At 61.8% G+C, this 26,201-nt stretch carries 15 protein-coding genes; 5 read left to right on the top strand and 10 right to left on the bottom strand.

All coding sequences use genetic code 11. The annotated features are described in order from the left end of the window. Positions 1–82: 82 nt before the first annotated feature. The 5 genes from AC3B6A_RS06110 (at position 83) to AC3B6A_RS06090 (ending at position 3,014) form a co-directional block, all read left to right on the top strand. Complete coding sequence (locus AC3B6A_RS06110; protein ID WP_488401400.1) at positions 83–298, top strand: hypothetical protein; 216 nt, start codon at positions 83–85, stop codon at positions 296–298. A gap of 227 nt (positions 299–525) precedes the next feature. Beyond that, positions 526–825 carry a type II toxin-antitoxin system MqsR family toxin gene (locus AC3B6A_RS06105; RefSeq protein ID WP_488401399.1) on the top strand — a complete coding sequence of 100 codons (300 nt, stop codon included), beginning with the start codon at positions 526–528 and terminating at the stop codon, positions 823–825. A gap of 2 nt (positions 826–827) precedes the next feature. Further along, complete coding sequence (locus tag AC3B6A_RS06100) at positions 828–1,238, top strand: type II TA system antitoxin MqsA family protein (protein ID WP_488401398.1); 411 nt, start codon at positions 828–830, stop codon at positions 1,236–1,238. Between the two features lie 201 nt (positions 1,239–1,439). Then, on the top strand, positions 1,440–2,138 hold the full coding sequence (locus AC3B6A_RS06095; RefSeq protein WP_488401397.1) for a hypothetical protein: 699 nt from the start codon (positions 1,440–1,442) through the stop codon (positions 2,136–2,138). A gap of 12 nt (positions 2,139–2,150) precedes the next feature. Then, positions 2,151–3,014: a hypothetical protein gene (locus AC3B6A_RS06090; protein WP_488401396.1), complete on the top strand. Its 864-nt coding sequence runs from the start codon at positions 2,151–2,153 to the stop codon at positions 3,012–3,014. 272 nt (positions 3,015–3,286) lie between these two features. On the opposite strand, the gene AC3B6A_RS06085 is transcribed toward AC3B6A_RS06090, so the two are convergent. The 10 genes from AC3B6A_RS06085 to AC3B6A_RS06040 form a co-directional block, all read right to left on the bottom strand. Next, positions 3,287–4,018, bottom strand: a complete 732-nt coding sequence (locus AC3B6A_RS06085; RefSeq protein ID WP_488401395.1) for a hypothetical protein — start codon at positions 4,016–4,018, stop codon at positions 3,287–3,289. Positions 4,019–4,655: 637 nt separating this feature from the next. Then, positions 4,656–7,106, bottom strand: coding sequence for a beta strand repeat-containing protein (locus AC3B6A_RS06080; protein ID WP_488401394.1), 2,451 nt, complete (start codon positions 7,104–7,106; stop codon positions 4,656–4,658). Between the two features lie 887 nt (positions 7,107–7,993). Then, positions 7,994–8,983 (bottom strand): zinc-dependent alcohol dehydrogenase family protein, encoded by a 990-nt coding sequence (locus tag AC3B6A_RS06075; protein WP_488401393.1) that lies wholly within the window; start codon positions 8,981–8,983, stop codon positions 7,994–7,996. A gap of 301 nt (positions 8,984–9,284) precedes the next feature. Further along, a complete protein-coding gene (locus tag AC3B6A_RS06070; protein WP_488401392.1) occupies positions 9,285–10,226 on the bottom strand; it encodes a tetratricopeptide repeat protein in 942 nt (313 codons plus the stop codon). A gap of 2 nt (positions 10,227–10,228) precedes the next feature. Continuing rightward, entirely contained in the window at positions 10,229–11,101 is an 873-nt protein-coding gene (locus AC3B6A_RS06065) for a tetratricopeptide repeat protein (RefSeq protein WP_488401391.1), read from the bottom strand. Continuing rightward, complete coding sequence (locus AC3B6A_RS06060) at positions 11,082–13,250, bottom strand: phospholipase D-like domain-containing protein (protein WP_488401390.1); 2,169 nt, start codon at positions 13,248–13,250, stop codon at positions 11,082–11,084. Before AC3B6A_RS06060 ends, AC3B6A_RS06065 begins: the two co-directional genes overlap by 20 nt. Positions 13,251–13,262: 12 nt before the next feature. Then, positions 13,263–15,605 carry a type VI secretion system Vgr family protein gene (locus AC3B6A_RS06055; protein WP_488401389.1) on the bottom strand — a complete coding sequence of 781 codons (2,343 nt, stop codon included), beginning with the start codon at positions 15,603–15,605 and terminating at the stop codon, positions 13,263–13,265. A gap of 131 nt (positions 15,606–15,736) precedes the next feature. Further along, entirely contained in the window at positions 15,737–16,255 is a 519-nt protein-coding gene (locus tag AC3B6A_RS06050) for an Hcp family type VI secretion system effector (protein WP_015475543.1), read from the bottom strand. 449 nt (positions 16,256–16,704) lie between these two features. Beyond that, a complete protein-coding gene (locus AC3B6A_RS06045; protein WP_488401388.1) occupies positions 16,705–18,987 on the bottom strand; it encodes a hybrid sensor histidine kinase/response regulator in 2,283 nt (760 codons plus the stop codon). Positions 18,988–19,303: 316 nt separating this feature from the next. After that, positions 19,304–26,188 carry a YDG domain-containing protein gene (locus AC3B6A_RS06040; RefSeq protein WP_488401387.1) on the bottom strand — a complete coding sequence of 2,295 codons (6,885 nt, stop codon included), beginning with the start codon at positions 26,186–26,188 and terminating at the stop codon, positions 19,304–19,306. Positions 26,189–26,201: the final 13 nt, after the last annotated feature.

Genomic DNA, 26,201 nt, shown 5'->3' with positions numbered 1-26,201 from the left:
ACTCAGGCGATGGAATGACTCCGGCCGATAGCGCTGCCAGACGGCACAATGCCTCCGAACATGAAAGCCAAGGAAAGGCACCGTGAAGGCAGACTGGGACGACGCACCGCAGCACCTCAAGCGTAAACGCCAGGACGCAAGCAAATGGGCAGTGGCAATCACCCTCGGAGCTGGCTTCACTGCCCTGGCCATCCACATCGCCGATCAGAAGCTCTCTTTCCCGCCAGAGCCACCAGTCGCTCAATCCAGCCCCTCCGAAAGTTATACCCCCTCCTACGACTTCATCCGCATGCGCTAACCACAAGTACGGCTCAATCGATTACCGCGAGTGCGGGAAAGGAGCGAAGCAGTTCTTCAAGGCGGAATGCCGTTCCTGGGAAGGCAGATAGATGGCAGAGCGACCGAAAGCCCCGCAGTGATCAACTGAAGCAGTGCTATTTCTCAGCAGCCGTATGGAAGCGGCTGCAGGCGGCAAATAAACCTAATAGGTTGACAGAAAGTAACCTTTAAGGTTACTTTTGCGTAATGGAAAAGCGCACCCCACACTTCAAGCTTCAACTGGTCAAGCTGGCTGTCACCGAGCAGCGATTCCGCTTCACTCGCGTGGCTCTGGAAGGTGCGCTGGACCTTGGGCTGGAGTCCGAGGAAGAAGCCCTTGCCGTAATCACTGCCCTCTCTTCCCGCGACTTCTACAAGAGCATGACGACCTACGCGGACCACACCCTCTGGCAGGACGTGTACCGCCCCTTCGTCAACAGCAGGCAGGCCTATATCAAGCTCACCCTGATGGGCGACCTGCTCATCGTTTCATTCAAGGAGAAGTGACCATGAGATGTCCGGTTTGCGGCCAGGCTGACCTGGTCCACGAAACCCGTGACCTCCCCTACACCTACAAGGGGAAGTCCATCACCATTGCGCAGGTCGAGGCCGACTGGTGCGATGCCTGCGGCGAGTCGATCACCGGCCCGGGCGAATCCGGTCGTGTCATGCAGGCAATGGCAGAGCTGCGCAAGCAGGTCAACGAGTCCAGCGGCAATCAGGTGCTGATCCGCGCGGTACGAAAAGACCTGCTACATCTGTCCCAGCGTGAGGCCGGCGAGATCTTCGGCGGCGGGCCGAATGCCTTCAGCCGGTACGAGCGCGGCGAGACCGAGCCACCGGTCGCCCTGGTGAGGCTGTTCGGTATCGTGCGGAACCATCCGGAGCTGGCCGAGGAAGTGAAACAGCGGGTCGGCTGACCCAACGAAAAAGGCGCCCGAGGGCGCCTTTCGTGTCTTTGGATCAGTTCGCTCGTGGCGCCGTTGTCATCGCCAAGGCGGAGACAGACCCCACAGTATTGGCCTAGTCTCTGTCGTCCAACTCTCGATACCACCGAAGGTGGCTCTGCGCTGGTTCAATAGGAAGGGATATCCACTAGCAGTTTCATGGAGTGAAAGCAGATGAAAGCCGATTGGGACGACGCGCCGCAGCACCTTAAGCGTAAACGCCAGGACGCGAGCAAATGGGCGGTGGCAATCACCCTCGGAGCAGGCTTCACTGCCCTGGCCATCTACATCGCTGACAAGCAGCTCGCTTTACCGCCTGAGCCACCAGTCGCTCAATCCAGTCCCTCCGAAAGCTATACCCCCACCTACGACTTCAACGAGCCCACCACCCAACCGGGCAAGACGTCAGAGCAACTGTTCTGGGATGACGTCAACAAGCGCAACAGCCAGCAAAATCAGCCCAAGCAAACCGTCTACAACGACACCAACTACTCCCCCAAGGGAGCAGCGAATGTCGTCGACATGAAAGCCGTGCGGCAGTCAGAGGCCTATCGGAACCCAACTAAGTCATCGAGCACATCGAGCCGCAACAGCATCGAGCACTCCGGCGCATGGGTCGATAAGTGGAGCGGAGGCGCCCACTACTACGCAGAATGGACGGTAATCAACAACTATATCGATGGCGCATCCGTATGCGCCAACCACAAGCACGGCTCAATCGATTACCGTGAGTGTAGGAAAGGAGCGAAGCAGTTTTTCAAGGAAGAATGCCGCTCTTGGGAAAGCAGGTGGCAGAGTGACCGGAAGGCCAATAGTAATTGGTTAAAACAGCGTTACTGCTCGGCTGCCAGCAGTTTTAATCCGATGGGGTAAGGTCTCTTTCCGTTGATCAAACTAATAAATGAGAGCAAATTAACGGACGATACCATTGTGCGTAGGTACATGGATCTTCCACGTCTTCTAAACCTAATTCAAACTCATACCTTATTTCTCCCAAAGATGTCACTGTTTGAAGACAAACTAGAGGGTGGACTATCGGCAAAAGACTATCTAGCGAAGACGAACGACGCACTCTCAGTTGATCTTGCACTCAATTACCATTGGCCCTCAGCCACTCCATGCGAGCAGAAAAATCCTATTCGAGAAAACATACGTTTGAGAACTTTTGAAACCCCCTTTGGCTCATACCCATCAGACGATGCAGCCCAAATATTCCCCGTGAATAGAGAGTGGCTATATGTCAACTGCTGGAATAGGTCAGAATCCGAATGCTCAGCAATGTGGTCCATATACGGCGGGAACGAGTCAATTTGCATAGAAACAACAATAGGAAAATTGCGCACAGAATTAACCCCCCATGCCGACCTAACAGATATAATAATAGCTCCAGTTAACTACCTTAACCACAACGAAGATAAATTCCTAGAAACACCAATAGCGCCCTTCCTTGCGAAGTCTCATCCCTATGAATTTGAGAAAGAAGTTAGAATTATAGGATGGAATAGACACATAGACATCGCCACCCAAATCAAAAACCCCACACCCGGAATATCTTTAAAAATAAAAAACCTTCAAAATCTAATAGAAAAAATAATAATATCCCCCAAAGCACAAGAATGGTTTAAAGAAACCATAGAGAACTTATTGAAAGAGTCCAACATCCTCATATGCGACTCCGAGCTAGCATCAAGACCACCACAAGACATGTATGACGCACTAAGAATGCTCCAAGAAAAAAGGAGCCAATGATATGGCATATACAGTGTCGAACACATCAGCACAAAATAAAACCATTCAAGACGCGCCAGATGACCGAACTTCTAAAAATAAACATACGGAGACGAGTTACAATTTTTCAAGAAGGATCGACTCCTTTGCATGGAAGCTCAACTTTCAACGCGCCGCCCCACCCGGGGGTGAATTAGATTAACCCCCAAATGGGCACTAGCGACCAATATAATGAATTGACAAATACGCCAATTATAAAGCAAAGCTAAGAGCCACCGAGAATATTGCCGTATCTAAACTGCGCCGAAAACTTTTCTTGAATCGCTTAATACAGACAAATGCTGCTCAAGATCTTTCTCATGATGACCTGCATCACCATTACTTAAACTTACTATTGTTGAAGCGCACATTGTAGAAAAACCACCGTGTTCTCCAGCCTTTTCTGCACCACTTTGGACTTGGCGAAACACAGAGTTCCCAACTTGATCAGGAAATTCCTTCTGAAGCGCCCTCAACTTTGGTCTGAGAACCTCCAGCACAGAATTCCCATATTCAATAGCTTCATCCTTAGTTGGAATCCTTCCCTTGTGAATCACTTCATTTCTGAAGGTGACCGCCTTCTGTGGCAGGAGAAATGCAGATTCTTTGAAATGTGTTGCCCAGAGAAATATGAAGGCACCAAGCTGACGTTCGGATTGGCTGGAAACAGCTTTCCATACAATCCTGAATAGTTCATCAGAGCCTGTCGATTTATCAAGAAAAACTCGAACTGCAAACTCGTAAAAACGCTCAAGGCTAGATGTGAATGATGAAACCGCCTCGCGATAGTATCCGTCCAATATTGCGTGAGCACCAATATCGAACAATACTTCAAATTTTTGCTGCTGAAGTATCGTTACGGTCGTATGTCCAAAAGAGCAGGTAATTTCATAGAAATTATCTTCCTTAAACTCTACGCGCTGAAACTCACCAGACGGACGACCAAACTCTTGCAGGCACTGCATACAGGGGATTGCTAGACGCATCGATCCTCTCCTTTAAACATCAAAGTAACTTCTTTGTTCGCACATAGCCTTCTGAGCGAACGACGCCGGGCGCTTGAGATGCAACATGGGCAAAAGAGCAAAATCGGCAAGAACTACTTCGAGAGTACGAAGTCGCCAACAGCGTGTCTATGCTCTAATTGGATTAGACACTTCTACCCAAGAAATTCCTTCTATGGCGATAGCAGATACGTGTCGAAAAGGTGTCGAAACCATTGGGACAGAATGGGCCAAAACGGGAAAGCACCTACCTCCATGATGCCGAATTGAAGCGCACAGAGGCGGACCGACACCCGTCCCAACAGGGTTCGATTCCCTTCGCCCGCTCCAGATTCCACGGGCCCTCCAGAAAAGCCCCATCCGAACCGGTGACAGTTTTGGCGACAGTTGGACGCCGCCACTGCCACCGGTTTTTGCTTTCTGAGGGTCAGTAATGGCCGGCGCGGCGCCCCTGTTGCCCGGGCGGCCCTTGGCGAACGAGTGATTACCGTAGTCGGTGCAGGTCCCCGGCAATCGCCCCGTAGGTCATGAGCATCTGACCGGGACGTCTGTGGCAGCCGGAAAAAACGGGGCCGCATACCGCGGCCCCGTTTGCTTGTATCGGCCGGCCAAAGGCGGCTCAGACGATATCGGTAGTCGCGAACTCTCCCGCCGTATTCACCCCGGTCAGCACGATCAGGTTGTCGCCGGCATCGACGGAGCCGCTGTCGTTCTCGTCGACGACCAGCCAGCCGTTGCCGGAGCCCGCCGCGTTCCAGGCCATGTAGGCATCGTTGGTGCCGGCGCCGCTCGCCAGCACGGCGTCGGCGGCGGTGACGAAGGCGGCAAAATCGGCCAGCCCCGAACCGTTGGCGATGGTGACGCTGCCCGGTGTCAGCGAGGTGGCGATGGTGTCGTCCGCCGAGTTGAAGTCACCGATGGTATCCGCGGTGGCCAGGGTGATGCCGGTGTCGCCGGAGGCGAAGACGAAGGTGTCGTTGTCGTTGTTGCCGCCATACAGCAGGTCGATGCCGGTGCCGCCATGGATCTCGTCGTTGCCGTTCTGCCCGAACACGGTGTCGTTGCCCGAGCCCGCCAGGATGATGTCGGTGCCGTTGCGGCCATAGATGACATCGTCCCCCGTTCCGAAATCGAAGCCGCTGCCCGGCAGGTTTTCCGGGGAGTCGTTGGTGCCGGTGACGATGCTGAAGGTTTCGTCGTAGGTGGCCAGCGAGTCACCCGCCCCCTGGCTTACCTTGACCGTCACTTCGTAGATGCTTCCGGGATTAAGCCCCGCCGTGGCGCTGAGCACGCCCGCGGTGCTGACAGCAAACAGCCCACTCGCATCGGCGGAGATGCTCGCATCGCCCAGGGCTCCTGCCTTGGCGCTGGAAAGGCCATAGGAGTAACTACCACCAGCGTCCGGATCGGCGCCGGCAGGCACGCTGAGGCTTCCGATGGTATCGCCGGCACCGGGAATGCCGTTGCCATTGGTAAAGGCCACCGCCGCCATCGCCAGGTCGCGCGGCGCGTCGTTGGCGCCGGTAATGCCGATGGTGATGGTCTGGCTGTCCGAGGTCGCACCGTCAGCCGTGGCCGTCACGTTGTACACCAGGCTCGGATTGCTGCCGAACTGCAGCGCCTCGATAGCGGCATCGTTGGCGACGAACTTGTACTCGCCGGAGGTGCTGCTCAGGTACAGCGTGCCGTAGGCGCTGCTGGTGTTCTGCAGGTCGTAGCCCTGCATCTGCGACGCGCTGCTGCCGGCCAGGGCGAAGCTGAAGCTGGTGTCGTTGTCGCGGCTGGACACGCTCAGGGCGCCGATCTTGTCGTCGAAGGTGTCGTCGGCAGCCGTGTCGGTGTAGGACGCGACCACCGGCTCCACCACCGGTGCATCCTGGGCGCCGATCAGCTTGATGCTCAGGGTGGCGGTATCGGTCGCACTCGAGCCATCGGTCACCGAGAGCGTGAAGCTTTCGTTGGCGTTCGCCTCCAGCGCCTCGATGGCGGAGTCGAGCGGGACGAACTCATAGGCGCCGATGGCATTCAGATAGAGCGTGCCATGGCCACCAGCCAGCTTCTGCTGGTAGGTGTTGCCGTTTATCTCGAACGTCCCGGTCTCCACATCCGCATCGTTGATCGCATAGGTCGCCGTTTCGCCAGTATCACGGTCCACCGTCGACAGGCTGCCGGTCACGCTATCGAAGGTGTCGTTGCCGATGGTGTCGGTATAGGTGTGCTCCGTCAGGGTGGCCGAGAGCTCGGGCGTATCGTTGACGCCGTTCAGGCTGATGGTGAGGGTCTGGGTCGCGCTGTCGGCCGTGCCGTCGGTGGCGTTGACCAGGAAGTCCAGCGCCACGGTGGTCTTCAGGGCTTCCACCGCCGCGTCGTCGGCGACGAACTTGTAGGCGCCGCTCGCGGTGTTCAGGTAGAAGGTGCCGTAGGCCGTGTCCTTCTGCACGTCGAAGTCCGCGTTATCCTCGGTGGCGGAAGAACCCGCCAGCTCGAAGCTCACCGCATCGCCATCGGGATCGCTGCCGTGCAGGGTGCCGGTCACGTCGGAATAGGTGTCGTCGTTGGCTGTATCGGTCACCGTACCGCCGCTCACGGTATCCAGCATCGGCGCGTGGTTGACGCTCGAAATATTCGTACCGCTGGTATCGACGTACTTGCCGTCGCCGCTGGACGAGCTGTCGCTGGTGGCCCGAACGCCAAGGATCAGGCGCGTCGGATCGGTCTCCAGCAAGGAGCTGATCTCCGATGGCAGGCCGAGTGTATCCAGCGAGAACGACAGCGATTCTCCGGCGGTGAGGAAGTTGGCCTTGTCCTCTCCCGCCGATCCGAGCCCGGTGCTGGAAACCTTGTAGTAGTCGTCCCAGGTAATCCCGGTGCCGTTCAGGTTGAGACTGTTGTCGGACTTGGTCAGCGTGACGGTTCCATCAACGCTCTTGTCGCCATCCGAGAACCACAGGGCATTGAGATCCAGATATCCCGATATACAGGTCACCGTGAAGCCGGTGCCGTCGAAAACAACCTTGAATTGCAAGCCGGACTCGACCGAACCGAAGTCCCACTGATAAGACTCGCTCATGATCCTTCCCTCACATCAAAGCTGAAACGCCTCGGACAACCTCTGTTTTCGCTCACAGCCAATCAATCCCTGAGTCGGGAGCCTGCAGATTCGGGGGACGAGCCTGTCGAGCGGTCCATGGGGCGGCAAGTGTCTGGAGCGATGAGGTCCGTGCAAGCTGATTTTTCGTCGCCAAAGCAACTTCGCACCGAACGATGCCAACGCTCGTTGAAACCTCCCATCCATGCATCCATCAGGTCATTACTTTCTTGATACTCCGCTTGGTCCCAAACCAACTCAGGTGCGTGGATAGTTCGTATCGCTGACAAGCAATCGAAAGAAGCGAGATGCGCCCGACATCACCTGTCCCTGCGCTTCTCTGGCTTCACACCCGAGGCAGATTTGTACCTCCCGTGGAAAGTAGCCCAATGCCATCAGTGCGCCCGAAAAACGGACAGATAATTGACTACTTCAAGGGATGAATCCGACAAACGGAGAAATCGTCAATTATCCGCCACAAAGGCGCGATAACGGATATCGCGATATGCAAGGTCAGGGTTGGCAGGACGCAAGCGCGCGGTTGTCGCAAGCAAGCCGCTCGCCCGGAAGCACACCGGACTAGCGCGCCTCACAACCGAAGCCATTGGCCTGGCGCCAGGCAGCCTTTCTCAGGGGTGCGAACAACAAGGTCGAACCGGAGAAGCCAGGAGACCTTCGATAACAGGCTGGGAAAGCTGCCCAATCAGCATGACCAGCCTGCCGCGCGCTCCCCTCAAACCTGCACCTGTCGTAGCCAGGGAAGCCGATGCATCTCTGGCTACGACAGAGGCTGATGAAGCGCCAAAGTCCTCTCGGCGCAACGTCACGCTCAGCGGCCAGAGCGGATCAAGAAATGGCTCCGGGTCCAGTCAGACCGTCACCACGATCTTGCCCACCTGCTGGTTGGCTTCGAGGAAACGATGTGCCTCCTGGATATCCTCCAGCGGGAAGGTCCGGGCGATGATCGGGCTCAGTTCGCCGGACTCCAGCCCCTTCAGGATGAAGTCCTTGGCGCGCGCCAGTGCGGCGGGGTCGGAGACGATCTCGGCGTAGAGGTAGCCCTTGAGCGTCAGGCTCTTGCCCAGCACGGTGAACAGCGGGAAGGGCGTCGGCTCCGGGCTCAGCGCACCGTACTCCAGCAGAATGCCGCCCCTGGCCATGGCCTGGGTCAACGCCTCGAAGGACGGGCCGCCAACGGGATCGAACACCACACGGGCGCCCTTGCCGTCGGTCAGCGCCATGACCACCTGCACGATGTCTTCCTCATCGCTGACAATGACGTGCGCCGCGCCGGCGTCCAGCAGTGCCTGCTTCTTCGCCCGGGTGCGGGTGATGCCGATGGCCGTCGCGCCGACCAGCCGCGCGATCTGGAAGGCGGCCAGGCCGACGCTGCTGGAAGCGGCGGTCACCAGGACGAAGTCGCCCTTGCCCAGTTTCGCCTGATCGACCAGCGCGCCCCAGGCGGTGACGTACTGCATCCAGGACGCGGCAGCCTGCTCGAAGGACAGCTTCGCCGGATGCTTGACCGTCAGGTAGGCCGGAACGTTGGCCAACTCGCCATAGGTCCCCCAGCAGGCGATATCCAGCGGCGGGATCAGGCTCACCGCATCGCCGACGGCGAGCCCCGTGACGGCGCTGCCGACCGCCGCTACCACGCCCGCCGCCTCGTAGCCCAGGCGACTGGGGAACTGCGCCTCCTGCAGGTAGGCATGGCTGCGGAACATCACCTCCGCGCGGTTCAGGCCGAAGGCCTTGACGCTGATCTGCACCTCGTCCGCGGCCGGGGCGGGAATGTCCACCGACTCCAGCTTCAGGACACTGGCGTCACCGTATTCATGGATTCTGACAATGCGGGCCATGCTTGCCTCCTCTTAATCAGGACCGGAATGGGAATGCCGAAACGCCCCGGAGCGGCTATCCGACCGTCCACGGCGTGGAGAGAAATCTAGGCGTTGGTTCCGGTGAGATAAAGGAATGGGGTGATCCAGCTCTTGAAACCAAGCGTTTGCGATGGAGCGCTTGGCGCAGATGAGCGCCGATACGCAGCTATTGACTCAATCCGCCGGCCTGATCCTAAAGCGAGCTTCCTTTACCGACACCACCGCAAGAGCGATCAACAGACAGGCTCGGAGCTTTGATGGATTACAGATACAGGATGACTCAATAGTCATCGGCACGGCCTGCGGGCTTCCAGTTTATATTCTTATCGGCGTGATAGCCCTGGATTGGATTGGGTGGAAGTGGGTGATCAACTGCCAGATTGGGGAATCGAAGGTCGGGATTATCGAGGAGTTTTCCAAAAATATCATCATATACAGCGGCCAACTTCGCATCCTTGCTATAGCCAAATTGCCCACTCTCGAAGATTTCACTTACCGACAACGCCCCCTTAGAGTTACCGAGAGACGCCGCCACTTGATAATAGTGAAGAGCCACAGGGTAATTCCTATCTATTATTTCGTAGTACTCTGCAAGCTCATAGTTTGCATTAGAGTCATTCTGATGAGCCGCACAACGCAGATAGCTCTCGCCTAGCTTCCTCTTTTTCAAATTATATATGTATATATTTCCCAATCTAACCTGCGCGAGCGGGCTCCCCAAATCCCCCGCACGCAAGAGATAGAGCATAGCCTCTCGATCTGATTGCACAACCCCCACACCCCGCTGAGTCATAACACTCATATCGTAATAACCCAACGGCACATCTAGATCGACCATCTTCATATAGAGATCTATTGCTTTATTAGTATCCTTGGGAACTCCCTTCCCTCGCAGATACAACTCCGCCAGGTTGTGCATAGCCTTCCAGTGTCCGCCATCGACTGCCTGTTGATACAGGCGCGCTACCTCTGACCAGTCAGTAACTCTCTGCTTGCTGGCATTACGGGCGCTCAAAAAAATCCGATCAGCTTGCACATCAAATGCTGGAGCGGTATCTATCTCGGCCATACACTTGAACTCGAACGCCACGGCAGAGTCACTTCCAAAGGCAAGCGCCAGAGTCAACAAAAGACTAATCAACCACTGACAAAAACCGAACGTCAACAGCCAATTTCGAAAATCAACTATCCCACGCATAACGAACATCAGTTTAAACTGCAATCTCAGTAATCATCCGGACGACCTGTAGGCTTCCAATTTTTATCCTTATCAGCGTGATACCCCTGAATAGGATTTGGTGGAAGTGGGTGATCAATTGCCAGATTGGGGAAGCGAAGGTCGGAATTATTCAGAAGCTTCTGCCAAACAGCTTTATAGGCATCGGCAACCTTCTTATCTTTCTTGTAACCAAACATCCCATCCCTGAATGTACGAAAGATATTCGACGCCCCTTTGGGCTCACCTAACGCAGCAGAAACTTGGTAATAATGCATGGCCACAGGATAGTTTCCATCCACTATATCGTAGTACTCCCCAAGCTCGAAGTTTGCTGTGGCGTCATTTTGATGGGCAGCACAGCGCAGATAGCTCTCACCCAGTTTATCTTTCTTCAAATCATATATATAAATATTACCAAGCCTAACTTGGGCAAGCACACTCCCCATATCGCCCGCACGCAACAGATAGAGCATGGACTCTCTATCCGACTGAACAACCCCTACCCCCCGCTGAGCCATAACACTCATATCGTAATATCCCAGCGGAATATCCAACTCGACCATTCTCATATAAATATCTATGGCCTTATTGGTATCCTTAGAAACCCCCTTTCCCCTCAGATATAGCTCAGCCATATTATGCATAGCTTTCCAATGCCCCCTATCAATGGCCTTCTGATAGAGGCTAGCAATATCCTTCCAATTAGGGATGCGTTGCTCTGACAGCTCTCGTGCCTGCTTGAACCACTCATCCGCCTGAGCATCCAGCGGAGGGGCTACGTCAATTTCCCGAATACACTTAAACTCATTCGCCATAGCATGCCCCCCCAAAAAAAATGCTATTACAAGAGCTATCGCATCAATCAATCGCAGCTGCATAAGGTGTCACCACATCCCAAAATCTGACTAATTTCCCCATGAGGGGCCTACACCTTTTTTGGTTCTTCCAATTTCTTTGCACCCAGTTTTCCCAATCACTAAAATCAGACCCTATATCCCCCTTACCTGACTCTCCCAAATGCATTTCCCATAACTTCTCCCGCCACTTTCTCGTTGTCGCCGGACTGGGCATAGCGATATTCAACTCGGAATCCGAATAGAGACTGCGTTGGTTGAGGTTAGCCGACCCCAGTGTGAAGAACGCATCATCAACCAGCAGAAGCTTGCTATGCACATAGATCGACTTGTATTTGGCTATACCCTGCTCAGGCCCCAGAAGCTCACTGATACGCTGGTCCGCCTGGCGCTCCGATTGCTCCTTCGGAGCGGAGATTGATTCGCTGCCATTCTGGCAACTGACCAGGGTGGCGATGATCACCTTGAGCCCTTCGGGAGGAAGCAGCTCCGGCTCCAGTTCACGTGCCGCAGCCTGGTTGTAGTGTGCATTCGGGTCCTGTTGCAGCAACTCGTCCGCGCGCGCTCCGTCGATATCGAACTCCTTCTTCTGCTGGCGAATCCGCGACAACTCCTGATCACGCTCCGGAGTCACAGGACGAGCCTCCAGTTCGCGCTCACGATAGACAAGTTGCCGCTGATCGTAGAGCAAGTCGCGGTGCGCCAACGGCATGAGCTCGCCCTGACCGAGGCTGTCGAGCATTTCGTAGGTACTGCTGGAGAAGTGCTTGCTGTCGGGCGTGTTGGTCACCACGAAGAGGTAGAGGTCATCCAGTGCTCCAGCCTCCTTGCGCGCGGCAGCAACTTTCTTGAGGCGTTCGGTCAGAGGGGCGTAACGGAAGTACTGGTTTTCCACATAGGCATACTGGTGCACATTGCCCAGCGCCTTCTCATAGACCTCCAGAATGGTATTTTCCGGCCCCTCCTGAGCTTGCGTGCGGACGATCTGCGCCGCTTCACCACCATTCTGCATCAGCTTCAAGGGAAGCATTTCAGCGCGCTTGTTGGTCAGCGTGCCGCTGAAGAGCCGTCGAATCCACGGTGTCCCGTTATCCCAGGCATTGCAGAAGTTGTGGTTCAGGTCGAACAACACCGGACCGCGAACATGCAGCGAAAGATCCTGCCAGGGGCCAAAACCGGCATCGCGTCTGCCGGCCGCATCATCGAAGGCATGGGCCGTGGTGTCCCAGTAATTGCGTTGCAAGTTGTGCCCCATGACCATCCCTTCAGCGTGTTCGGCATCCAGGTAATCGACGACCAGAGTCTTTTGATGGTGGCTGGGGAAGAAGCTAAGAGCGGCGTACTGCATCCAGCTGGAGTCGGGAAGCTCGCTAGCCATCAGGTGCGCCAGAATTCGTAGCCGCCCCCAGTGCGCCCGCAAGCCGTTGACGTCGTCATAAGTCAGCTCGACGAAGAAGGGGAAATCGCGGGTTCGGAAGTCGATGTTCTTGGCTTGACTGCTATATACCCAGCGATACCAGTCGCGGGTGCTTGCCTGGTCCTCGGGATGCTGCGCAGTCCCTCCCGAGTCGCTGCCTTTGGTGTAGCCGGAATCAAGGGCATCGATCTGCTGCTGGAGGGAGATGATCTTGTCCCGGCAGCCGCGACGATCCCGTTCATCGCTGGCCGACAGGCTGTTCAACTTGGCTCGCTCCTCATCCTGCTTGAGCTGCAGGGCGCGACGCTTTTCCTCCCGCCCACTCACGTCGGCGGGCTTCCCTGCGCTAATACCGGAGCCCAACGCCGTACCGCCCTGGCCGGACCAGCCTTCACCTATGACCGAGTTTTCCCCTGCCTGGGCCAGGCTGTTGTTCCAGATCAGCACTCGAACCTCAACACCCTCGCCAGCCTTGCGCTTGAGCAGTTCGCCAAGGGTTTCCTGCTTGTCGCCGTCACGCTTGAGACGCAGCCCGGGATCGAAGCCCCAACTGATGATGTCGACGCTCTTGCGAGCCTTATGGATGCACTCATAGAACCTGGCAAAGGCCTCTTCGCCGCACACCAGCGGTTCGGCGACATTGCCTGCCGGCCGGGGCGGGCTCAATGGATTCTTGTCGTGGGCAAACCAGTCCAGGGTCAGAGTGGCGCTGTTTTCCTGGCGAGAAACAGCCAGATTCTGCTCAAGATATTTCATCAACCGGTTCCTTCAATCGTCCTTGATACCCACTCCCGCGAGCAGCCGCCGGAACTCATCCGTACTGGCCAAAGGCTCCAGTGGCGCCGCAGCCGACGGATAGTCCCGGTAGCCGCCACGCGCCAATCGGGCGTCATCAGCACGAGTCTGGTCAGTCGACTCCTCGCTCATCTTCAGTGTGAAGCGGTGGCCATTGACCATTTCAACCGCATAGGTGCATGTCCCGGGAATATGGTCGAAGCGCACAACACCCTGGGCATCACTGAATCCGCTTTTGATCAGAGCGCCATCGGCGAACAGCTTGTAAGGCTCATCCGGGTAACCAGGCATATTGGGGAGAGGAGCCATGCGGACACTCAGCTGGCGTTCCTGCTGCTTGTTCGCTGCTGCTCCGGTCATCTGACCACCGGCCTTGTCGTGATCGGCCTGCCGTAACGGCCCCGGCAACAACGGCACCGCCGGCGTCCCCGCCCCAGGGCTGCCGCCGCTGTTCATCTTCACCGTCGCGCCGCTGAGCGTAATGCCGCCCGCGTCGAGTTTGACGAAGCTGCCCCCCGCCTTGAGGGTCAGTTCGCTCCCCGCTTCCATCACCACTTTCAGGCCGCCGGACAGGTGGATTTCCTGGCCGGCCTCGACGAACTGGCCGGTGCCGATCTTCACGTGCTGGTTGTTGCCGACGGTGAGGTGGTCGTCGCTGCGCAGTTCGACCTTGCGGTCGCCGTGGGTGGTGCGGTGCTCCTCGGCCTTGAATTCGCTGTAGGTGTTCGCCTCGACAGTGTCGTGGTGTTCGTGGCCGATGCGGATGCGCTGGTCATGCTCGATGTTCTCGTCCCAGTCGCGTTGGGCGTGGATGAATATCTGTTCCTGGCCCTTGCGGTCCTCGATGCGCAGTTCGTTGAAGCCGCCACCACCGGGGTAACTGTTGGTCTTGAACAGGCTGCGGGTCTTGTGCTCCGGCAGGGTGTAGGGCACCCGGTTCTCGGCGTGGTAGAGGCAGCCGGAAACCAACGGCTGGTCGGGGTCGCCTTCGAGGAAGCTGACCAGCACTTCCATGCCGACGCGGGGGATGGCGATGGAGCCGAACTGCTTGCCGGCCCAGCTGGAGGCGACGCGCAGCCAGCAGCTGGTCCTGTCGTCCGCCTGACCCTCACGGTCCCAGAAGAACTGCACCTTCACCCGGCCGTACGGGTCGCAGTGGATTTCCTCGCCGGCGGGGCCGGTGACCACGGCGCTCTGGCTCCCGAGGATGCGTGGCTTGGGATGTTCGAGGGGAGGACGGTACGGCACGCTCCAGGGGGTGGCGGTGAAGCGGTTGCGGTAGCCCTGGTGGAAGTCGTCCTTGTCGTCGGTGACATCGCTGGTGATGGATTCCTCCAGCACCTGGGGCTGCCTGCCCTCGTGATGGACTTCGGTGAGCAGCCAGAGGTCGTTCCATTCGGCGCGCGGATGGTCGCTCAGGGTGAGGAAATGGCCACTGCGCAAGCTCGGCTGGTCACTACGGCCCTCGCCGAGCAGGTAGTCGCTGCGATGCCGTTCGAGGGCCCGCTGGCTCAGGTGCCGGCCGCGCTCGCGGTCGGTGAAGCGACCGGGGTAATCGTAGTCTTCCAGGTCCGGCATGAAGTCGCTGCGCGCCGCGCTCTCCAGGTCGAGCCGCGGTTTCTCGAAGTGGTAGTCGCGCCGTGTGGTGCGGCTGGTGCGGGTTTCCAGGCGCTGGCCGAAGCGGCGGACCACAGGTACGTCGGCGACCATGCCGGAATCCTGCTGGTAGGCCACTGGCGCCAGTTTCGGGAAACAGGTCTGGTCGTCGCCGAACACCAGCAGGTGCTGCTGGGAGCTGTGCTCGAAGTGGTAGTGAATCCCCTCCTCCTCGCACAGACGCTGGACGAAGTGCAGATCGGATTCGTCGTACTGGGTGCAGTAGTCGCGTTTGGGGTAGAGGGTCGGGCCGAGCTGGAAGCGGTAGGCGTCGGCGAGGATACCGTGCTCCTCCAGAACCTTGCCGATGATCTGCGGCACCGTGAGCTGCTGGAAGATGCGCTGGTTGACGCGATGGGCCAGGTAGGCCAGGCGCGGCACCAGACTGATCTGGTAGCGGGTCAGGCGCCTGCCGGATTCCCCCTGGGCGACCCGGTAGACCTGCCCGTGGATGCCGGCGCCACCCTGCCCGATCGCCAGGTACGCGGCCTTGTGCAGCAGGCTTTCCAGGTCCAGCGCAGGGTTGTCGCTGACCAGATCGAGTTCGAAGCGGAAAGGTTGGTTCAGCGCCTCACGGCCACTGAACTCGAGCACCTGCAGATCGCCGCTGGCGTCTTCGATGCTCAGGCTGAAATGGGTCTGGTTGGCCGGGGCGAACATCCGATGTTCCTCTGCACAGGTGGCCGGTCATCCGTGCTGCCATCCAGGCGGTGCATGCAGGAAACACGAGCCGGTAAAGGTGCATCGGCCAGGAAGGCCTGGCCGATGCGCGTGGCGTCGATCGCTGCGGATCAGGCAGAGATCGGCGTACGCCAGTCGTCGGAGCCGGAGGTGCCGGAGACTTCGTGGGTCCAGACGATCTTGCGGTAGGTGAAGTAGACGTCTTCCAGGTGAGTGAAGTGCGCCATGTTCGGGTCCTGGCAGTTGGGCATGCGCGACTGCACGTCGACGATCACCGCGTCTTCCAGTTCGATGGTGAAGTAGTGCTCCTGGGTACCGGTGGAGGAAGTGCGGTACCACTCCAGGCGGCACTTGTTCAGGCGCTCGCCGGAGGTCAGGGCGTTGAAGATCAGCGGCGAGGACTTGTCGAAGACCTTGGTGATCATCAGCGGCTTGTGTACGCGCTGGCCGGTCGGCTGGCCGGACTGCGGGTCGCGCGGGATGATCACCTGGTGGTTGAACGCCTGGACCAGGACCTGGTCTTCGTGACCTTCCTGGAAGATGTTGCCGACCGAGTCCTCGGTGAAGGTGCCGGCGGTGATCAGGCCTTGCTTGGTGCCTTCGAGGGACAGATACGCGGGTGTTGGCATGAAAGTGCTCCTTGCACGATAGTTGGGGTTGCCCCAAGGCTCATATCCCTCCGGGCGGAAGACCCTTAACAAGCCGCGTGCCAGAAACCCTCAACCCGTTGCGGGACTAGAGCCCCGCCATCCCCGCGGCGTTCTTCGCTGGTAGTTTCCGAACGAAACCCCCGGAAATTCATGCAAGAACTTGCACACGGCTGTGCAACTACTTGCGCATGCCACCGCGCACCGCATCAGACCTGGCCTCCAGCGCCCTCCCCTTCGATTTTCCCGATTTCGGGCGGCAAGAAATTGCACACGGGCCCACGGCCTTGCACGGCAATACCGGGACGGATTGCAATGCGGGAAACCGTTGCGGGCCAATGGAAAAACACCAAACGAGCCCTTGCCGGCCTGGCACTGGCTTGTCCGGAGTTTCCTCGGCTTCCCCGCTCTTCGGTGGAGTATCGAAAGACTCAGCGAGCCGGGCTGCAATCGACCAGTTCGCTCACCCGTCTGACCACGTCCCCGCTCGTCGCCGGCTTGAGCAAGGCGGCGTCGAACATCAGGTCGGCCCCGGCGCTCTTCGGGCGCAGCGGCGGGGCCGCCGAGTACAGCAGGACCGGCAGGTACGGGTAGGACGCACGCACGCTGGAGAGCAACTGCCAGCCGTCGACGGGGCTCATCATCTGGTCGGTGATCAGCAGATCGATCGACGCGCTGCGCAAGGTCTCGAGCGCCTGCTCACCGTCGCTGGCCGTGAGCACGTCGAAGCCATAGCCAGCCAGCAGATCACACAGGCTATCGCGGTTCTGCTGGATGTCGTCGACGACCAGCACGCAGCGCCCATCGCCGTCGATCGAGGCCATGTCGTTGTCGCTCAGCACGCTCTCGACCTCGCTCTCCGTCGTCGTCGCCATCTTCAGCGCGAAGCCCAGGCCGGCGCCCTGCTCCCGCGCGGCGTCGACGTGCAGTTCGCTGCCCATCTGCTGCAGCAGCTGGGTGACGATCGACAGGCCGAGCCCGGAGCCGTCGTAACCGGCGGCGTTGCTGCCGCGCTGGAAGGGTTGCAGCAGTTGCTCGCGCTCCTCGGCGCGGATGCCGATGCCGCTGTCGCTGATGCGGAAGCGCACGGTCACGCCCTGCTCGTCGCCGGCAATCCGATCGACGCGGAACTGGATGAGCCCGTTGCGGGTGAACTTCGCCGCGTTCGCCAGCAGGTTGATCAGCACCTGGCGCAGGCGCCGGAAATCGGCCTGCACCAGCGGCGGCAGGTCCTCGGCGAATTCGCAGGCGAAGCGGTTGCCCTGGCGCAGGGCGAGGAAGCGGCCCTCGTCCTCGATCTCGCGGAGGAAGCCGTACAGGTAGCCGGGCGCCAGGACCAGCTCCAGCTGCTGCAACTCGTTGCGGGAGAACTCCAGCAGTTCGTCGATCATTTCCAGCTGGCGCCGGGCATTGCGCTCGATGCGCCGGGGAATATCGCTCCGCCCGTCCAGCCCCAGCGCCCGCGAGTAGTCGATGATGCTCGCCAGCGGCGAGCGCAGGTCATGGCTGATGCGCGCCAGCAACAGACTGCGGGCCTTCAGCGATTCGCGCAGCTGCTCGGTGCGCCGGGCGACCGAGCCTTCCAGGCGCTCGTGCTCGGCGCGCCGCTGTTCATCCAGCTCCGCCCTCGCCTGGCGCTCCCGGCGGCGGCCGCGGCTGAACTCCATCACCAGCGTACAGACCAGCAGCAGTACGCCGGGCAGGGCGGAAGTCAGCCCCAGCTGGTCCTCGCCGTATTGCCAGTTGACGTTCTTCACGTCGAGGAAATGCCGCAGCGTGCCCTGGTACACGAAGAACGCGGCCAGGAACCCGGCCAGCCAGCTCGGCCGCCGGCCGTGGTACCAGGTTGCCGCCAGGCTCAGCGGCACCACCACGTAGAGGGTCCAGCGCAGCTCGCTGAACAGCGTGCGGGTTTCGCGGTAGTCGCCGACCGCGCCCCACGCCAGCAGTCCGGCGCCCAGCACGGTGTAGACGGTCAGCGACGCGCGCATCCAGGCCGGCAGGACCCGCACGCCGAACAGAATGCGCATGTAGCCCATGAACAGGGCGAAGGTCATGCCGGCGAATACGCCGAGCAGCTCGTACTTCCAGGGCATCCATTGCGGTACGTAGAACAGGTAGCCGTTGGCCGCGAAGCAGACCATCCCGTAGGCCAGGATCGACAGGACGTTGAGGATCAGCAGTGGGGAACGCCGGATCAGCCCGATGACGAAGCCGAATGGCACGATGAGCAGGACGATGCCCAGCGCCAGGCCATCGAACAGGTTGGAGCGCGCCAGCGCCCGCTGCTGCTGCACGTCGTCCCACAGATAGGGATCGATGATCAGCACGGTGCTGCTCATGACCCGCACCACCACCTGGAGCGGCTGGCCCTTGTCCAGGACCAGCGGAAACAACGGCTGCCGCGACAGGACCGACCATTGCGCCAGCGGATAGCCGCTGCCGGCGCGCATTTCCCGCCAGTCCCCGGTTGCGTTGCGGATGAAGACCTGCAACTGCTCCAGACGCGGCTCGCCGATCTTCAGCCAGCGCATGCAGGAGACGTCGGCGGACTGCGCCGTGAAGCGCAGCCAGACCGAGGCCGGGCTGAAGTCGAGCGGGAAGCGCGGTCCGTCGATGGTCTGGAAACGCTCGTCTGGCAGGTCCGCCACCTCGGCGGCGCCCAGGCTGCTGGTCGGGTCCAGCAGGTACTGGATCTGCGGCAGCAGCCGCAACGAGGATTGCCCGCACGGATCGACGGGCTCGGCGGCCGACGCGCGCTGAGGCGCCCCGATCGCCAGGAACAGCAGTGCCAGGAACAGCCAACCGAAGCGCCGATGATCGACGCAGTTCCCTGCCCGCCCCCAAAGCCAATCACCACGCAGGGCCCACGACTTCCACACGCTGCAAACCTGCCTGAACGAGTCTTTAGGAAATTTCCTACATTATCGCACGCCCCGACGCCGCCCCACTCCCTCCGGGTGCGGCACCCAATCGGGCTCGAAGACACGCGAACCGGCCACCTGTAACGGTGACCGGTTCGCGGCGGTCTCAGCGGGAGACCATCTGCAGCCCCGTGGCCGGCCCGCGACGGACCTGGCCCGCCGCGCGCTCGATGACCACCGCGCGGACCGCCGACACGCTCACCCCCAGACGCTGCTTGGCCAGGGCCAGGCCGTAGCTGGCCAGGTCCTCGTCGTCGGTGTCCTCGCTCATCGCCGGCACGTTCACCTTCAGGATGCCGTCCTTGAGCAGCTCCACCTTGAGCGGCAGCAGCTCGCCGTTGCTCCTGGCGACCGCACCGCTGGCCCAGTTGCCGGCGCCCTGCTCCAGTTCCGGCGCCTCCGGCTGCGCGGCGCTCACCGCTTCGAGGGTGATGCTGTCGCCCAGGTCGGTGGCGCGGAACAGGCCCTTGCCGGCCGGCTCGCTGCCCGCGTCGCTGCGGAACAGCGCCAGGGTGTTGATCTGCGCCTTCTCCGCCGGCGCGTCCTCCAGCATCAGGCTCAGACGCCCGGAGCCCCGAAGTACGGTGTCCTGCAGCACCAGGCTGCCGCCCTGGCCGACCTCGCCCGGTACGAACGCCGGGCTGGCGGCCTCGCCAAACAACTGGCTGCTGGGCACCGGCTGCGCATCGACGGGCGCCGCCGCGACTTGCTGCGCGGCGCGCGGCTCGACGACGGACGCCGTACCGTTCGCCCCCTGGGGCTCGTTGATCAGGCCGACCGGGATGTACAGCGCCGCCGCGACGGTGCCGCTGCCAAGCAGTTGCGCCGGGTCGATCTGGTAGTTGCCGGCATCCCGCCCGGACAACAGCAGGTCGACGGCGCGGACAGGCTTGCCCTGGCCCACGTCCGGCGAGTCATACAGGCCGCCGGCCGTGGCGCTGACGTCGTCGCCCGCGACCACGCCGCTCAGCTCGACGCCGCTGACCGGCGCCTGGTTGCTGCCATCGAAGTTCTTGTCCGCGACCTGCAGCGTGCCGCCCAGGGTCTTCCGGCCGATATCGGCGCGGCCCACTTCGGCGGCGGTGTCGAAGCTGTAGTTGCCCGCCTCGGCGCCGGACAGCGCGATACCGCTGCCGTTGACCGACTTGCCGGTGCCGGCGTTCTTGTCGGCGAAGGTGCCCGTGGAGCCGTTGCCGGTCACCTCGCCTTCGTCGCCAGCGACCACGCCCACCAGGTTGACGTTGCTCAGCCGGGCAACGGTGTTGCCGTCGTAGACCTTGTCCGCCACGTCGGCGATGGCGGTCAGCACCTTGCGGGTGATGTCGGCCGTGCCCACTTTCGCGGAGGTGTCGAAGCTGTAGTTGCCTGCCTCGGCGCCGGACAGCGCGATACCGCTGCCACTGACCGACTTGCCGCTGCCGGCGTTCTTGTCGGCGAAGCTGCCGCCGCCGTTGCCGGCCACCTCGCCTTCGTCGCCCGCCACCACGCCCACCAGCTGGATGTTGCTCAGTTGGGCGTTGGTGTTGCCGTCATAGACCTTGTCCGCCGCATCGGCGGTGGCGGTCAGCACCTTGCGGGTGATATCGGCCGTGCCGACCCGGGCGTTGCCGTCGAAGCTGTAGTTGCCCGCCTCGGCACCGGACAGCGTGATGCCGCTGCCACTGACCGACTTGTCGCTGCCGGCGTTCTTGTCGGAGAAGGCGCCAGTGGTGCCGTTGCCGGCCACCTTGCCTGCATCACCCGCGACCACGCCGACCAGCTGGATGTTGCTCAGCTGGGCGCTGGTGTTGCCGTCGTAGACCTTGTCCGCCGCATCGGCGGTAGCGGTCAGCACCTTGCGGTCGATATCGGCCGTGCCGACCCGGGCAGTGGTGTCGAAGCTGTAGTTGCCCGCCTCGGCGCCAAACAGCGCGATGCCGCTGCCGTCGACCGATTTGCCGGTGCCGGCGTTCTTGTCCGAGAAGGTGCCGGTGGTGCCGTTGCCGGTCACCTCGCCTTCGTCGCCCGCCACCACGCCCACCAACTGGATGTTGCTCAGCTGGGCGCCGGTGTTGCCGTCGTAGACCTTGTCCGCCGCATCGGCGGTGGCGGTCAGCACCTTGCGGGTGATATCGGCCGTGCCGACTTTCGCGGAGGTGTCGAAGCTGTAGTTGCCCGCCTCGGCGCCGGACAGCGTGATGCCGCTGCCGCTGACCGACTTGTCGCTGCCGGCGTTCTTGTCGGCGAAGCTGCCGCCGCCGTTACCGGCCACCTCGCCCTCGTCGCCGGCCACCACGCCCACCAGCTGGATATTGCTCAGCTGGGCGCCGGTGTTGCCGTCGTAGACCTTGTCCGCCGCATCGGCAGTGGCGGTCAGCACCTTGCGGGTGATGTCAGCCGTGCCGACCCGGGCGTTGCCGTCGAAGCTGTAGTTGCCCGCCTCGGCGCCGGAAAGCGTGATGCCGCTGCCACTGACCGACTTGTCGCTGCCGGCGCTCTTGTCCGAGAAGGTGCCGGTGGTGCCGTTGCCGGCCACCTTGCCGGCATCACCGGCGACCACGCCGACCAGCTGGATATTGCTCAGCTGGGCGCTGGTGTTGCCGTCGTAGACCTTGTCCGCCGCATCGGCGGTGGCGGTCAGCACCTTGCGATCGATATCGGCGGTGCCGACCTGGGCAGTGGTGTCGAAGCTGTAGTTGCCCGCCTCGGCGCCGGACAGCGTGATGCCGCTGCCGCTGACCGACTTGCCGCTGCCGGCGTTCTTGTCGGCGAAGCTGCCGCTGCCATTGCCGGCCACCTCGTCTTCGTCGCCAGCCACCACGCCCACCAGGTTGATGTTGCTCAGCTGGGCGCTGGTGTTGCCGTCATAGACCTTGTCCGCCGCATCGGCGGTGGCGGTGATGACCTTCTTGTCGATATCCGCGGTGCCGACCTGGGCGCTGGTGTCGAAGCGGTAGTTGCCCGCCTCGTCGCCGGACAGCGTGATGCCGCTGCCGCTGACCGACTTGCCGCTGCCGGCGTTCTTGTCGGCGAAGCTGCCGCCGCCGTTGCCGGCCACCTTGCCTTCATCGCCGGCCACCACGCCCACCAGGTTGACGTTGCTCAGCTGGGCGCTGGTGTTGCCGTCGTAGACCTTGCCGGCCACGTCGGCGGTGGCGCTGATCACCTTCTGCGTGACGACGCCGATCTCGCCGGAAATCGCCCCGCCGCCGGAACCCACCGCGCCGTCGCCGCCGGACAGGTTGTAGCCGTACACGCGCAGCGTCTTGCCCGACACGTTATCGTCGCTGACATAGCCGTCGCCGCCGTTGCTGGCCGTGCCGATGGTCACGCCCGTGGCGGAAACGGTCTTGCCGCCCACCACGGTGGTGAGGCCATCGACCGTGCTCAGCTTCGGCGAACCATCGGGGTTCAGCGGACCGCCGACGTTCTTGTTGTCGTAAACCGCGCCACTCAGGCCGGCGTTACTCACCGCCACCTGCACGTTGTCGCCGTCGATGCCGTTGCTGGTGACCTTGACGTTGCCGGCGGTGGTCAGGCTGCTGCCCGTGGTGCCGTCCTGGTAGGTCACGGTCGTCCCGGTCAGGCCGGTGGTGCCGTCATAGGTCTTGGTGACCGCGCCGACGAAGCTCGCCTCCACGGTCGGGGCGATCCTGTAGAGCTTGCCGTTGACGCTCGCGTTCTCGCCGATGTTGTTCGCCGTGGCCGAGGTGCCGATGATCTCGGCCAGCGTGTGCACGCCGTCGATCAGGCGCGAGTCGGGCGCGAGGTCGACGAACTTGCCGTCCGCGTCGTGGCCGTAGGCGCCGTTGGCCTGGGCGTAGCCGCCGTCGGCATCCAGGTAGGTCGAGTTGTAGCTCTTGAAGTCGTAGGTCAGCCCGCCCGTCACATCCAGCTCCGGCGACTGGGTGAAGGTCAGCCAGCGCGTTCCCGCCGAGAAGGCGTCCGCGCCGCGGTCGTTGACGAAGTTGCCGTTCTTCGACGAGGCGACGATGGCGCCGCCGGCGCTGACGGTGCCCCGGTCCGTGAGGGTGACGTTGCCGGTGATGACGTCGTTGTCCGCCGTGCCGGCCACCCAGGCCTGGCCGGTCGTGGGCAGCGTGCCGTAGGTGTCGATGCCGCTGCGCGCGTCCACCGCCTGCAGCACCACCGAACCCGCGCCGCTGTTGGCCAGCGCGCCGTCGACGACGATATCGCCGTTGATCAGGCCGAGCTGGCCGGGCGCCTTGAAGGTGAACCCCGGTGCGACCGCGCCGCCCAGGCTGTTGCTGAGCGACTCCACCTTGGTCGTGCCGGTGCCGTCGGCCCGGCCGATGATCAGGCTCCTGACGCCCGCGGTTTCCAGCTCGTCCAGGTCGCTTGCGCTGATGAAGGTGTTGCGCGTGGTGGCGCCGGTGACGGTGCCGTCGCGGGCGACCGTGCCGTCGCCGACCACCACGCCGTCGGTGTCGTTCAGGAACAGGTTGTCGCTGGCGTGCAGCGGCTTGAGCTGCAGGTCGACGGTCCTGATGCTGCTGTCCAGGCCGTTGATGGCAATCTGACTGCCCTGCAGCGACACGTTGGTCAGGGTTTCGCCGTTGCCGTTGGTGTTGGTGCCGGGCTGGAACTTGTCGGTGCTGTCCAGCGAGATCCTGCCGTCGGTCTGGATGTCCGCGCCGCCCTGGAGGACGTAGTTGCTCAGGGACAGGTCGCCGCCGACCAGCAGCGAGCCGCCGAGGATGACGTTGCCGGTCGAGGCGCCCATGTACAGCGCCTTGTTCGAGCCGGAGATCGAGCCGTTGGAGGCGACCGTCCCGCCCGTGGCCTTGGCGATATCCGCGCCGGTGTAGAGCTGGCCGCTCTGTCCGCAGGACGCCGTGTGGCAGGAAAGGTCCACCACGCTGCCCGCCGCCAGGGTCGCCGTGGCGCCGTTGCCGGACGAACCGAACGACATGAAGAAATTGCCGCCGTTGGTCGTGACGTTGTGGTTGATGACCAGGTTGCCCACGCCGCCGCTGTCGGAGTCGCCGGAGATGCGGACGTAGCCGCCGTTGGTCTGCAGGTTGCCGCTGACGGTGAGGCCGTCGGCGCCAGCCAGCGTGATGCTGCCCGCGCCGGGCGCCGTGCCCGCCACGTAATTCGCGCTGCCGGGGAAACTTGCACCGAGCTTGTAGCCGGTACCGACGTGCGCCGGCATCGACGCCGGGGCGCCCGCGACCGAGGCGCTGTCGCCGGCCTCCGTGGGGCCCTTGGCGACCAGGTTGAATACCCCCTGGTTGCCGGTGACGTTCGAGCCGCTGCTGGAGGCCGCTTCGCCGATGGTGCCGGTGTTCGCGCCGCCGGCCTGGAAGAAGATGTACCCCGAACCCGAAACCTCCAGCGTGTTGTCGGTGTTCAGGAACTTGATCTCGTGGCGCGCCGAGCTCGAATCGGGAACGACTTCGGCATAGAAGCTCACGTTGTGCTGCAGGGTGATGGTGCCGTCACCGCCATTGCCGTTCAGGTCATGGAAGGTGATGCCCGTGGTCGTGCCGTCGGCGGTGGAGGTGCTCCCCCCGGTGGCCAGCAGGGCGACGTTGGCGGTCTGCGCTTCCAGGGTCTTTTCGTAGACGTTGGCGCCGCCGCCGGTGCTGCTCCAGTTGTCCGAGGCCGAGGTGCCGTTCGGGTCGGCGCCGCCCCAGACGTCGATCGTCGTCGGGTCGAGCATCAGGTAGCCGGTGCTGCCGTGGGTCGCGCGCGCGTCGGTCTGGCCGACGTAGTGCAGCGCCTGCTTGCCGGACACTTCGGCGAAACCGCCGTCGCCGCTCCTGGCGCCGCCGCGCACCGAGATGTTGCCGGCGAAATCGTTGCGCTCATCGGCCCAGAAGGCCACCGTGCCACCGTTGCCGGTATCGCTGGCATCGGCCCGCGCGGTCACGTCCTTGCCGACCTTGACCGTCTGCGCGTTGGCGATGCTGGCGTCCTGCCCGTGCAGGCCGCCGCCCACCTTGATGGTGCCGCCGCCGGTGCTGCCGCTGGCATCGAGCGTGGCGTTGCCGACCCGGATGTCCGCGCCCTGCACGTCGACGCTACCGCCGGCGCCGACCGCCGAAGAGGCATCGAGGGTGCCCGCCACCTGGGTCAGGCCGCCGTCGGCATCGCCATCGAGGAGGATGCGGCCGTTGCGCGCGACCAGGCCGTGGGCCTCGATCACCCCGGAGTTGTTGACCACGCTGCTGATCGCCGCGTCCGCCGAGCGCGCGCTGAGCACCACCGCGCCGCCGTCGGCGCTGATCCGGCCGTCGTTGCGCACCAGCGCGTCGAGCACGCCGCGGTCGACGTTGACGCTCACCAGGCCGTCGCCGGCGAAGTCCAGGCTGACCTTCTCGCCGGCCGCCAGCACGGTGCTGCCGGAGGGCGTCCGGATGCTGCCGCTGTTGCTCACCTGCGGGCCGATCAGGGCGACCACGCCGCCGTCGGCGCTGCGGATCTGTCCCTGGTTGACCACCGCGCCGGCCGCGCTGCCGCCTTCGAAGGTGCTCTTGCCGGCCATGAAGTCGGCGTCGCCGATGTTCAGCGACGAGGCCACCAGGCCGCCGACGTTGACCTGGGCGCCCTTGCCGATCACCACGCCGTTGGGGTTGATCAGCCAGACCTGGCCGTTGGCGTCGAGCTTGCCGAGCACCTGGCTGGCGCCGGCGCCGCCGGTCACGCGGTTGAGCGCGATGCTGTCGCGGCCGGGCTGCTGGAAGCGCACGCTGGCGTCGGCGCCGACGTCGAAGCTGTTCCAGTTGGTCACCAGGCGGTTGCTGTCCTGGTGGATGGTCATCTGCGAGCCGGACTGGCTGATGCTGCCGGAGCCGGCGACGATGCTCCCGCCGGTGGGCAGGTTGGCCGCCTGGGCGGCACCGCCGAGCAGGCCCAGGGCGGCGAGGACGCCGACCATGCCGCCGCGCTTGCCGCGGGCGGTGGAGGTCTCGGCAACGGCGACGTAGGCCTGGGTGGCATGGCTCCAGACCAGACGGTAAACGTGGTTCAACGAAGCGCTCTTCATGGGGTGCTCCTAT

This window comes from Pseudomonas sp. B12(2026) (genome assembly GCF_057767015.1).
The sequence above is the reverse complement of the archived record's forward strand: the minus strand, read 5'-3'. Positions and strand labels throughout refer to the sequence as shown.